We start from the raw sequence: 12,135 nt of genomic DNA, 5'->3' as shown, positions 1-12,135 counted from the left end.
GAAATACCAGGGTATTAGATAATGGCGATTATTATTGGGTTAGAATTTGCCCAATTGCCGATGTCGTTTGGAGCAAAATATGAGTGATGACGTAGCACTGCCGCTGGAGTTTACCGACGCAGCAGCCAACAAAGTTAAAAGCCTGATCGCTGACGAAGATAACCCGAATCTGAAATTACGCGTGTATATCACCGGTGGCGGTTGCAGCGGCTTCCAGTATGGTTTCACCTTTGATGATCAGGTGAACGAAGGCGATATGACCATCGAAAAACAGGGCGTTGGCCTGGTGGTTGATCCGATGAGCCTGCAATATCTGGTCGGCGGTTCCGTTGATTATACCGAAGGTCTGGAAGGTTCTCGTTTCATCGTGACCAACCCGAACGCGAAAAGCACCTGCGGTTGCGGTTCTTCCTTTAGTATCTAATCTGTTGTTCATGTGCCGGATAAACTATCCGGCACATCTTCTCTCTTCAACGCCCATTCTCATCCAGCGCAAACGTCGGTAGCTTAAGATGCCAACGAATAGCCGCCAGCCGAATCAATAGCGTCACGACCATGCCCATCATACTGGCTGTTTCCAGTGGTACGGAAAATGTGTAATAAGCCGTAGCGTGGACAATACCGCCGATAATACAGGCAGTTGCGTAGATTTCTGTACGTAAAATCATGGGGATTTCGCGGGCCAGAACATCACGAATGATCCCGCCGCCAACGCCAGTAATGACGCCCATACAAACCGCGATTAACGGACCGGCTTCCGCATTAAAGGCTTTATTCACGCCAATGCCGACAAACACCGCCAGACCAACGGCGTCCAGCACCGGCAACATCCATTTTGGTAAGCGTCTTGGCTGGCGCACCAGCACGATGGTCAGCATGCTGGTGACCATTGCAACGACCAGATCGGTGGGATCTTTCACCCAAAATACCGGGCCGTGATCCAGCGCCATGTCGCGAATTGTCCCGCCGCCTACTGCGGTTACCACGCCCAGTACCAGAACACCAAAAGGGTCCATACGCAATTTTCCGGCTAACAAAACGCCGGAGATGGCAAATACCGCTGTGCCGACTATATCCAGCCAATAGACGAGCATTGTTCAATCCCCACTGAGCACCTGAAAAGGTCAGGCGCTAATCTACCTGTGAAAGCGCATTACAGAGCTGTTGTGCAGCGAGGATAATACGTGGGCTTGCACGTTCAAACCAGTCACTCGTGAGAGGAATAACGGGAATTTTGAGCTGTTCACCCCAGTATTGTTTGATTTTAGGAATTTGGTCCGGTCCGCCTGTAATGACAATCGCCTGTGGCGAGCGTGCTAACACCTGTTCGCGGCTAACTTGCGGCCAGGGAACCCGGCTGTCTTTAAAGATGTTTTCTCCGCCACAAACTTCGAGTACCTGGTTCTGAATCGACTCTTTTCCACTGGTAAATGGCGGATTAATGCCGAATTGCAGAAAAACACGTTTTTTAGGTTTATCAGCATATTGCGCTTTCAATTGCGCGTACTGATCCAGCAGGGATTGCGCGGCTTGTTCGGCCTTGTCTGGTTGCGGACTCCAGGGGGCCAGTTGACGTAACGCATTGGCAATTTGTTCAATGCTTGTCGCATCGACCCACATCACTTTTATTCCCAGCGAAGCCAGCTGGTCAACCTGCCGCTCGGCATTACCTCCACGCCAGGCAATCACCAGATCGGGTTTCAGCGCGACAATGCGTTCCAGATTCATCCCCTGCCAGGTGGAAACCTGCTCAATCTTTTGCGCTTGTGGAGGATAGTCGGAATAGCTGCTGACCCCAACCGGCGTGATCCCGGCGGCAAAGGCAAGTTCAGTGTTGGCGGGAGAAAGCGTGATGACGCGCGGCGCGGCGTTGAGCCACAGTGGCGCAAGAAAAGACAGGGCGACCAGCGCCCTGAACAGTGACTTAGCCATGTGCAAGTTTCTGCACCAGTGACTCAACCATCAGGCTGGACTGTTTAGCGGCAACAGCCAGGAACTCATCGAAGCTAAGATGAGACTGTTGATCGGCCACGTCGGAGATGGCGCGTACGACAACAAACGGGACGTTGAAATTGTGGCAGACATGGGCGATTGCCGTCGCTTCCATCTCTACAGCAATGGCCTGTGGGAAGTTGTGGCGGATTTTCGCCAGACCAACAGAACCGTTGATGAAAGCGTCGCCGCTAACAATCAGGCCACGTACAGCGTTAAGATTCAGTTCGGCAATGCAGGCCTCAGCGGCAGCGATCAGTTTATCGTCAGCTTTAAAGCCTGCCGGACAGCCTGGTAACTGACCGTATTCATAACCAAATGCCGTGACATCCGCGTCGTGATAACGTGCTTCGTCCGAGACAACGATATCGCCCACTTTCAACGTTGGTGCCAGGCCACCGGCAGAACCGGTGTTAATAATCACATCTGGCTTGCAGTGTTCCAACAGCAAAGTGGCACCCAGCGCCGCAGCGACTTTACCGATGCCCGATTTCAGAAGCGCAACCTCGGTTCCATTCAGTTGGCCGGTATAGATTTCGCAACCGCCGAGACTGATAGTTTGACGGTTTTCGATTTTGTCACGCAGCAGCGTAACTTCTTCTTCCATTGCACCAATGATGCCGATTTTCATAGATTTACTCGCGATAAGCCCGATTTGAAGGCATAGTTTACCATGCGCTTACGGGGAAGCGTATTTCTCACGCGGGAGAGGACATGGCACAGATTGATTTCCGAAAAAAAATAAACTGGCATCGTCGTTACCGTTCACCGCAGGGCGTTAAAACCGAACATGAGATCCTGCGGATCTTCGAGAGCGATCGCGGGCGTATCATCAACTCTCCGGCAATTCGTCGTCTGCAACAAAAGACCCAGGTTTTTCCACTGGAGCGCAATGCCGCCGTGCGCACGCGTCTTACCCACTCGATGGAAGTCCAGCAGGTGGGGCGCTACATCGCCAAAGAAATTTTAAGCCGTCTGAAAGAGCTTAAATTACTGGAAGCATACGGCCTGGATGAACTGACCGGTCCCTTTGAAAGCATTGTTGAGATGTCATGCCTGATGCACGATATCGGCAATCCGCCGTTTGGTCATTTTGGCGAAGCGGCGATAAATGACTGGTTTCGCCAACGTTTGCACCCGGAAGATGCCGAAAGCCAGCCTCTGACTGACGATCGCTGCAGCGTGGCGGCACTACGTTTACGGGACGGGGAAGAACCGCTTAACGAGCTGCGGCGCAAGATTCGTCAGGACTTATGTCATTTTGAGGGGAATGCACAAGGCATTCGCCTGGTGCATACATTGATGCGGATGAATCTCACCTGGGCACAGGTTGGCGGTATTTTAAAATATACCCGTCCGGCGTGGTGGCGTGGCGAAACGCCTGAGACACATCACTATTTAATGAAAAAGCCGGGTTATTATCTTTCTGAAGAAGCCTATATTGCCCGGTTGCGTAAAGAACTTAATTTGGCGCTTTACAGTCGTTTTCCATTAACGTGGATTATGGAAGCTGCCGACGACATCTCCTATTGTGTGGCAGACCTTGAAGATGCGGTAGAGAAAAGAATATTTACCGTTGAGCAGCTTTATCATCATTTGCACGAAGCGTGGGGCCAGCATGAGAAAGGTTCGCTCTTTTCGCTGGTGGTTGAAAATGCCTGGGAAAAATCACGCTCAAATAGTTTAAGCCGCAGTACGGAAGATCAGTTTTTTATGTATTTACGGGTAAACACCCTAAATAAACTGGTACCCTACGCGGCACAACGATTTATTGATAATCTGCCTGCGATTTTCGCCGGAACGTTTAATCATGCATTATTGGAAGATGCCAGCGAATGCAGCGATCTTCTTAAGCTATATAAAAATGTCGCTGTAAAACATGTGTTTAGCCATCCAGATGTCGAGCGGCTTGAATTGCAGGGCTATCGGGTCATTAGCGGATTATTAGAGATTTATCGTCCTTTATTAAGCCTGTCGTTATCAGACTTTACTGAACTGGTAGAAAAAGAACGGGTGAAACGTTTCCCTATTGAATCGCGCTTATTCCACAAACTCTCGACGCGCCATCGGCTGGCCTATGTCGAGGCTGTCAGTAAATTACCGTCAGATTCTCCTGAGTTTCCGCTATGGGAATATTATTACCGTTGCCGCCTGCTGCAGGATTATATCAGCGGTATGACCGACCTCTATGCGTGGGATGAATACCGACGTCTGATGGCCGTAGAACAATAACCAGGCTTTTGTAAAGACGAACAATAAATTTTTACCTTTTGCAGAAACTTTAGTTCGGAACTTCAGGCTATAAAACGAATCTGAAGAACACAGCAATTTTGCGTTATCTGTTAATCGAGACTGAAATACATGAAAAAAACCACATTAGCACTGAGTGCACTGGCTCTGAGTTTAGGTTTGGCGTTATCTCCGCTCTCTGCAACGGCGGCTGAGACTTCTTCAGCAACGACAGCCCAGCAGATGCCAAGCCTTGCACCGATGCTCGAAAAGGTGATGCCTTCAGTGGTCAGCATTAACGTAGAAGGTAGCACAACCGTTAATACGCCGCGTATGCCGCGTAATTTCCAGCAGTTCTTCGGTGATGATTCTCCGTTCTGCCAGGAAGGTTCTCCGTTCCAGAGCTCTCCGTTCTGCCAGGGTGGCCAGGGCGGTAATGGTGGCGGCCAGCAACAGAAATTCATGGCGCTGGGTTCCGGCGTCATCATTGATGCCGATAAAGGCTATGTCGTCACCAACAACCACGTTGTTGATAACGCGACGGTCATTAAAGTTCAACTGAGCGATGGCCGTAAGTTCGACGCGAAGATGGTTGGCAAAGATCCGCGCTCTGATATCGCGCTGATCCAAATCCAGAACCCGAAAAACCTGACCGCAATTAAGATGGCGGATTCTGATGCACTGCGCGTGGGTGATTACACCGTAGCGATTGGTAACCCGTTTGGTCTGGGCGAGACGGTAACTTCCGGGATTGTCTCTGCGCTGGGGCGTAGCGGCCTGAATGCCGAAAACTACGAAAACTTCATCCAGACCGATGCAGCGATCAACCGTGGTAACTCCGGTGGTGCGCTGGTTAACCTGAACGGCGAACTGATCGGTATCAACACCGCGATCCTCGCACCGGACGGCGGCAACATCGGTATCGGTTTTGCTATCCCGAGTAACATGGTGAAAAACCTGACCTCGCAGATGGTGGAATACGGCCAGGTGAAACGCGGTGAGCTGGGTATTATGGGGACTGAGCTGAACTCCGAACTGGCGAAAGCGATGAAAGTTGACGCCCAGCGCGGTGCTTTCGTAAGCCAGGTTCTGCCTAATTCCTCCGCTGCAAAAGCGGGCATTAAAGCGGGTGATGTGATCACCTCACTGAACGGTAAGCCGATCAGCAGCTTTGCCGCACTGCGTGCTCAGGTGGGTACTATGCCGGTAGGCAGCAAACTGACCCTGGGCTTACTGCGCGACGGTAAGCAGGTTAACGTGAACCTGGAACTGCAGCAGAGCAGCCAGAATCAGGTTGATTCCAGCTCCATCTTCAACGGCATTGAAGGCGCTGAGATGAGCAACAAAGGCAAAGATCAGGGCGTGGTAGTGAACAACGTGAAAACGGGCACTCCGGCTGCGCAGATCGGCCTGAAGAAAGGTGATGTGATTATTGGCGCGAACCAGCAGGCAGTGAAAAACATCGCTGAACTGCGTAAAGTTCTCGACAGCAAACCGTCTGTGCTGGCACTCAACATTCAGCGCGGCGACAGCACCATCTACCTGTTAATGCAGTAATCTCCCTCAACCCCTTCCTGAAAACGGGAAGGGGTTCTCCTTACAATCTGTGAACTTCACCACAACTCCATACATCTTCATCATCCTTTAGGCATTTGCACAATGCCGTACGTTACGTACTTCCTTATGCTAAGCCGTGCATAACGGAGGACTTATGGCTGGCTGGCATCTTGATACCAAAATGGCGCAGGATATCGTGGCACGTACCATGCGCATCATCGATACCAATATCAACGTAATGGATGCCCGTGGGCGAATTATCGGCAGCGGCGATCGTGAGCGTATTGGTGAATTGCACGAAGGTGCATTGCTGGTACTTTCACAGGGACGAGTCGTCGATATCGATGACGCGGTAGCACGTCATCTGCACGGTGTGCGGCAGGGGATTAATCTACCGTTACGGCTGGAAGGTGAAATTGTCGGCGTAATTGGCCTGACAGGTGAACCAGAGAATCTGCGTAAATATGGCGAACTGGTCTGCATGACGGCTGAAATGATGCTGGAACAGTCGCGGTTGATGCACTTGTTGGCGCAGGATAGCCGTTTGCGGGAAGAACTGGTGATGAACCTGATTCAGGCAGAGGAGAATACTCCCGCACTTACTGAATGGGCGCAACGGCTGGGGATCGATCTCAATCAACCGCGAGTGGTGGCTATTGTTGAGGTCGACAGCGGTCAGCTTGGCGTGGACAGCGCAATGGCGGAGTTACAACAACTGCAAAACGCGCTGACTACGCCCGAGCGTAATAATCTGGTGGCGATTGTCTCGCTAACCGAAATGGTGGTGTTGAAACCGGCGTTGAACTCTTTTGGGCGCTGGGATGCAGAAGATCATCGTAAGCGAGTTGAACAACTGATTACCCGCATGAAAGAGTACGGCCAGCTGCGTTTTCGCGTTTCACTGGGCAACTATTTTACCGGTCCTGGCAGTATTGCCCGATCCTATCGTACGGCGAAAACGACGATGGTGGTGGGTAAACAGCGGATGCCAGAAAGTCGCTGCTATTTTTATCAGGATCTGATGTTACCTGTGTTACTCGACAGTTTGCGTGGCGACTGGCAGGCCAACGAACTGGCGCGACCGCTGGCGCGGCTGAAAACGATGGACAATAACGGCTTGCTGCGACGAACGCTGGCGGCGTGGTTTCGCCACAATGTGCAACCGCTGGCAACGTCAAAGGCGTTGTTTATTCATCGTAATACCCTGGAGTATCGGCTTAATCGTATATCGGAACTGACCGGGCTTGATTTGGGCAATTTTGATGACAGGTTGCTGCTGTATGTGGCGTTACAACTGGATGAAGAGCGGTAGGTTATGCGTTAAGGTTGAGGCGGCGCTGGCTCATTCCCCTCAGCCCGAAGGGTAGAGGGGAATGCCCGAATTAACCGTCAGTTCGGGATTATTTACGCGTTAGTTTTTCCAGATCGGCTTCAATCTCGCTGATCTTATTGGTTACGACTGACTCCAGGTGACGTAAGTCGTCGAGGATCTTACGCTTAAGATCAACTTCGCTGCGGTCACGCTGGCAGATTTGATCAAGCTCATCAATGATATACCGTAGATTCGGGCTGATTTCCTGGACTTCTTTATAACCCTGACCCACACCATCAGCGACGACCGTTTTACGCTGACGCGGATATTTAAACTTAACGCTCTTGGCGAAAAACTCGCCTTTGTCTTTCTGGAAATAGATTTTCAGAATATCGTTGTTGGCTTCCTGCCGGAGGCTGTAACGATCAATTTCTTCAGGATTGGTAATACCCAGACTTTTCAGATTGTCGTACATAGCGTTACCTCAAAATGAGTCAGTAAATTGTGCTTATTTTAGCATTTGGCCTGGCCCGCCCGGCTCGACTGTGATCGCAGAAAGCCTTTTTCTTCCAGACTTCTATCATGGCGTAAAAATCAAAAAATTACCTGCTTTATTCTGGTGATAAAATTCACGATCTACACCAGTTCCAGCATCGTTACTTCCGGGCGGCAGTTCAGACGCAAACCATACAAACTGCCCACGCCACGGGTTGTGTAGATGTGTCTTTCGCCAAAGGCATTTAATCCGGCGACGTAACGTTTATCTTCGACAGGGGCAAAAGGTTCACCAACCAACGGTACGCGCAGTTGCCCGCCGTGAGTATGGCCGCACAGCATCAGATCCCAGGGTTCATCACGCATGACTTCTTTGCTGTCGGGATTATGCGCCAGCACCAGTCTTGGCAGATTGGCTTCGCTGGCGGGAGGCGGTTTGCATTGTCCGGCCCATAAGTCACCAGTGCCTACCAGTTCGAATTGCCTGTTCGGCGTGGCGATCACCGTAGCCTGGTTAAACAACACCGTGATGCCCGCTGATTTCAACGTCTCGCCAATTAAGTGATTTTTTTCTGTACCAACAGGGCGATCGTGGTTGCCGAAGCAGGCAAACGTCGGCGCACATTCGGCAAGGGGGGAGAGTACGTCACTAAACGCCGAAAAATTCAGCGACATATCAAATAATACGTAATCGCCGCCCAGTAATATCAAATCGGGCTTTTGTTCTATGCCAAGAGCAATCGCGTCAGAAATCAGGCTTAAAGGAACAAAACGAGAGTAATGGAGATCGGCCAGAAAAAGAATTTTGAATGGTGCTGCGTTGTCTTTAAAAAAGGCGAGGCGGTGACGGATTAATTCAAACCAGCCTGGCTCACAGTAATGCATATAACCGAAACCTGAGCTCGTGGCTATCGTCGCGGCAGTAGCCTGCAAAAATCGGCGGCGTGAAATCATCGCTCATCCCTGCAAAAAAATCGGGCAGCGTCGTGCTGCCCGTGTGCATACTTTTAGTCGATGGTACGCAGCAGTTCGTTAATGCCGACTTTGCCGCGAGTTTTCGCGTCAACTTTCTTAACGATAACCGCACAGTAGAGGCTGTATTTGCCATCTTTTGACGGCAGATTACCTGAAACAACCACAGACCCCGCCGGAACGCGACCGTAGTGGATTTCGCCGGTTTCACGGTCGTAAATACGGGTGCTCTGACCAATGTATACGCCCATGGAAATGACGGAACCTTCTTCGACAATCACCCCTTCAACCACTTCAGAGCGCGCGCCGATGAAGCAATTATCTTCAATGATGGTTGGGTTAGCCTGCAGCGGTTCCAGCACGCCGCCGATGCCCACGCCACCGGAAAGGTGGACGTTTTTACCAATCTGCGCACAAGAACCGACGGTCGCCCAGGTATCAACCATGGTGCCTTCATCAACATATGCGCCGATGTTGACGTAAGACGGCATCAGCACGGTGTTACGGGCAATAAACGCACCCTGACGTACCGCCGCTGGTGGCACAACGCGGAAGCCTTCTTTCTGGAAACGTGCTTCGTCGTAGTCGGCGAATTTCATCGGCACTTTGTCGAAGTAGCGGCTTTCTGCCCCTTCGATCACCTGATTATCATTAATACGGAAAGAGAGCAGCACCGCTTTTTTCAACCACTGATGCGTCACCCACTGACCGTCAATTTTTTCCGCTACACGCAGTGCGCCGGAATCCAGCAGGGCGATCACCTGATTTACCGCTTCGCGGGTAACGGTGTCTGCATTGGCTGGCGTGATCTCGGCACGGCGTTCAAAAGCGGTTTCAATAATGTTCTGTAACTGCTGCATTGTTAAACTCTTTTCATATCAGTAAACACATCACCCTTTATCGTTTGGATTGAGGGCCTCTGTCAACCGCTGATGCACTTCCTGCTGCAACTCGTTATTAAGCGCACGCCGGTCAGCGGTGGCAATTATGAATAAATCTTCTACTCGCTCGCCAATGGTTGTAATTCGGGCACCATGAAGCGAAATTCCCAGATCGGCAAAAATTTTCCCGACTCGCGCCAGCAGTCCAGGTTGGTCGAGGGCGATCAGTTCGAGGAACGATTTGCGGTCGGTATGGGTCGGCAAAAACGTTACTTCGGTTTCAACAGTAAAATGGCGTAATTTGGCGGGTTGGCGACGGGGCTGCGGTGGCTGCCAGCTACTTTGCGTCAGTACTTGCTCCAGACCAAACCGAATAACCTCATGACGATCTGCGGACAGCGGGTTGCCATCGGGTTCCAGCACGATAAAGGTATCCATCGCCATACCGTCGCGAGTGGTGAAAATTTGTGCGTCGTGAACACTTAAATTGCGGCGGTCTAATTCGGCACAGACGGCGGCAAACAGATAAGGGCGGTCCGGGCTCCAGATAAAAATCTCGGTGCCTCCACGCGTAGCCTGCGGGCTAAGCAATACCAGCGGTTTGCTTAAATCATGCTGTAATAAATGGCGGGCATGCCAGGCCAGTTGATTTGGGCTATGGCGGACAAAATAGTTAGCACGACAGCGTGACCAAATTTGGTGCAGCGCCTCTTCGTCGATGTTATCCATGCGCAGTAGTGCCAGTGCCTGGAGTTGGTGATGGCGAACCCGTTCGCGCATATCCGGCGTGTTTTGCATTCCGCGTCGTAGCTGCTTTTCGGTGGCAAAGTAGAGCTCACGCAACAGACTTTGCTTCCAGCTATTCCACAGCGTTTCGTTGGTGGCGCAAATGTCAGCCACAGTCAGGCATACCAGATAGCGCAGACGATTTTCCGTTTGCACTTCTTCGGCAAACTGCTTGATGACTTCCGGGTCCTGAATATCGCGGCGTTGGGCGGTCACCGACATCAACAGGTGCTGGCGAACCAGCCAGGCGACCAGCTGTGTTTCGCGTGAGTTCAGCCCGTGGAGTTCGGCAAAATGCACTACATCCTGAGCACCGAGAATGGAGTGGTCGCCGCCGCGTCCTTTGGCGATATCGTGAAACAGCGCGGCGATGAAAATCAGCTCAGTTGACGGCAGGCGCGGCCAGACGTCCACACACAACGGATGGCGCTGGCGCGTTTCTTCACTGGCAAAACTCTCCAGTTTCAGCATCACGCGGATAGTATGTTCATCCACCGTGTAGGCGTGGAACAGATCAAACTGCATCTGCCCGACGATATGCGACCATTGCGGCATATACGCGCCGAGCACGCTATGGCGATGCATTGGCAATAGCCCGCGCCGCACCGCTCCGGGGTGACGCAGAATGCTCAAAAACAGTTTTCGTGCTTCCGGAATATTACACAGCGGTTGTTGCAGATGGCGACGGGCATGGCGTAACTGGCGCAGCGTGGTGGAGTAAATGCCGGTGATCGCACTGTTGTGCACCATGGTGTAGAACATACGCAAGATGGCTTCCGGCTGGCGCATAAATAGTGTTTCATCACGCAGGTCGATTAGCGTACCGCGTAGCTGAAACTCATCGTCGATTGGACGTGGTTTTTCGTCGGCGGGAAGGGCGAGGATGGCTTCATCGAACAGTTGCAGCAGCATCTGGTTGAGTTCACTGACGCGGCGTGTAACGCGGAAGTAATCCTTCATCATCCGCTCGACCGGTTCGTTACCTTCACCACTGTAATTCAGACGCTGGGCGACGCTAAGCTGGCGATCGAATAACAGGCGATTATCGTAACGGCTGACGACCAGATGCAGGGCAAAGCGAATACGCCACAATATATGCAGACATTCGTTTAATTCCGCCCGCTCCGCTGAGGTTAAGAAGCCAAACCCGACCATTTCATCCAGCGATGTTGCGCCAAAATGACGGCGGGCCACCCATTGCAGAGTGTGGATATCGCGCAAGCCGCCAGGGCTGCTTTTGATGTCTGGTTCAAGGTTGTAGCTGGTGCCATGGTAACGCTGATGGCGCTGGTTCTGTTCTTCAACTTTCGCCGCGTAGAACTTGTCGGAAGGCCAGAATCCTTCGCTGAAAATATGTTTTTGCAGTTCGAGGAACAGCGCAACATCGCCAATTAATAAGCGGGATTCGATTAAATTGGTGGCGACGGTTAAATCCGATAACCCTTCCAGCATGCACTCTTCAAGCGTGCGCACGCTATGACCGACTTCCAGCTTTACATCCCAGAGCAGCGTTAACAGCTCGCCCACTTTTTGCGCCTGATCGTCCGGGAGCTTTTTACGGCTTAAAATCAGTAAATCGACGTCTGAAAGTGGATGCAGCTCGCCACGACCGTAGCCACCGACGGCGACCAATGCCAGGTCGGCAATCTGGCTGAATCCCGCTTCAATCCATAATCGTTGCAGGAGCTGGTCGATAAACTCGGTGCGCGCCTCAATCAACTGTTCTGCAGAGATCCCATTGTCAAAGGCATCACCCAGCCAACGCTGGAAAGTATCGATATGGGCTTTTATCCCACCGACGGTTAATTCATCACGGGGCCAGACGCATGGATTTTGCGGTTGACCGGGCAGGGTGGGGAGAGCGGTGTTTGCGTACTGTTCTGGAAGGGTATTCATTGTGCGCCACCCATA

The 12,135-nt window shown here is 51.7% G+C and carries 12 protein-coding genes; 5 read left to right on the top strand and 7 right to left on the bottom strand.

Annotated features, from left to right (window positions below):
* Positions 1-21 precede the first annotated feature (21 nt).
* Complete coding sequence (gene yadW / locus KXD89_RS17910) at positions 22-87, top strand: small protein YadW (protein WP_120795373.1); 66 nt, start codon at positions 22-24, stop codon at positions 85-87.
* Positions 80-424, top strand: a complete 345-nt coding sequence (erpA, locus tag KXD89_RS17905) for an iron-sulfur cluster insertion protein ErpA (protein WP_001295564.1) — start codon at positions 80-82, stop codon at positions 422-424. Before yadW ends, erpA begins: the two co-directional genes overlap by 8 nt.
* Positions 425-470: 46 nt before the next feature.
* On the opposite strand, the gene KXD89_RS17900 is transcribed toward erpA, so the two are convergent.
* From KXD89_RS17900 to mtnN, 3 genes are read right to left on the bottom strand one after another with little or no spacing between them, the layout of a single operon-like run.
* Entirely contained in the window at positions 471-1,094 is a 624-nt protein-coding gene (locus tag KXD89_RS17900; protein WP_000964221.1) for a TRIC cation channel family protein, read from the bottom strand.
* Between the two features lie 37 nt (positions 1,095-1,131).
* Complete coding sequence (btuF, locus tag KXD89_RS17895; RefSeq protein WP_001129927.1) at positions 1,132-1,932, bottom strand: vitamin B12 ABC transporter substrate-binding protein BtuF; 801 nt, start codon at positions 1,930-1,932, stop codon at positions 1,132-1,134.
* Positions 1,925-2,623 (bottom strand): 5'-methylthioadenosine/S-adenosylhomocysteine nucleosidase, encoded by a 699-nt coding sequence (mtnN, locus tag KXD89_RS17890; RefSeq protein WP_000689844.1) that lies wholly within the window; start codon positions 2,621-2,623, stop codon positions 1,925-1,927. The genes btuF and mtnN overlap by 8 nt, the downstream gene beginning before the upstream one ends.
* A gap of 83 nt (positions 2,624-2,706) precedes the next feature.
* Between mtnN and dgt the strand changes: the two genes are divergently transcribed.
* The 3 genes from dgt (at position 2,707) to cdaR (ending at position 7,090) form a co-directional block, all read left to right on the top strand.
* Positions 2,707-4,224, top strand: a complete 1,518-nt coding sequence (dgt, locus tag KXD89_RS17885) for a dGTPase (protein ID WP_000057073.1) — start codon at positions 2,707-2,709, stop codon at positions 4,222-4,224.
* Positions 4,225-4,353: 129 nt separating this feature from the next.
* Entirely contained in the window at positions 4,354-5,778 is a 1,425-nt protein-coding gene (gene degP, locus KXD89_RS17880; RefSeq protein ID WP_000753946.1) for a serine endoprotease DegP, read from the top strand.
* A 154-nt stretch (positions 5,779-5,932) separates the two neighbouring features.
* Entirely contained in the window at positions 5,933-7,090 is a 1,158-nt protein-coding gene (gene cdaR / locus KXD89_RS17875; RefSeq protein ID WP_000929443.1) for a DNA-binding transcriptional regulator CdaR, read from the top strand.
* 88 nt (positions 7,091-7,178) lie between these two features.
* Here cdaR and KXD89_RS17870 read toward each other — a convergent pair whose 3' ends face one another.
* The 4 genes from KXD89_RS17870 to glnD all read right to left on the bottom strand — a co-directional run bounded on the left by KXD89_RS17870 (position 7,179) and on the right by glnD (position 12,120).
* Positions 7,179-7,565, bottom strand: coding sequence for a DUF3461 family protein (locus KXD89_RS17870; RefSeq protein WP_000272188.1), 387 nt, complete (start codon positions 7,563-7,565; stop codon positions 7,179-7,181).
* A gap of 161 nt (positions 7,566-7,726) precedes the next feature.
* A complete protein-coding gene (yaeI, locus tag KXD89_RS17865) occupies positions 7,727-8,539 on the bottom strand; it encodes a phosphodiesterase YaeI (RefSeq protein WP_000625631.1) in 813 nt (270 codons plus the stop codon).
* 53 nt (positions 8,540-8,592) lie between these two features.
* Positions 8,593-9,417, bottom strand: a complete 825-nt coding sequence (dapD, locus tag KXD89_RS17860) for a 2,3,4,5-tetrahydropyridine-2,6-dicarboxylate N-succinyltransferase (RefSeq protein WP_001186650.1) — start codon at positions 9,415-9,417, stop codon at positions 8,593-8,595.
* A gap of 30 nt (positions 9,418-9,447) precedes the next feature.
* A complete protein-coding gene (glnD, locus tag KXD89_RS17855; RefSeq protein WP_001094586.1) occupies positions 9,448-12,120 on the bottom strand; it encodes a bifunctional uridylyltransferase/uridylyl-removing protein GlnD in 2,673 nt (890 codons plus the stop codon).
* Between the last annotated feature and the right edge of the window lie 15 nt (positions 12,121-12,135).

Source organism: Escherichia sp. TC-EC600-tetX4 (assembly GCF_019356055.1).
GTDB lineage: Bacteria > Pseudomonadota > Gammaproteobacteria > Enterobacterales > Enterobacteriaceae.
This window is presented reverse-complemented; position numbering and strand designations above follow the sequence as displayed.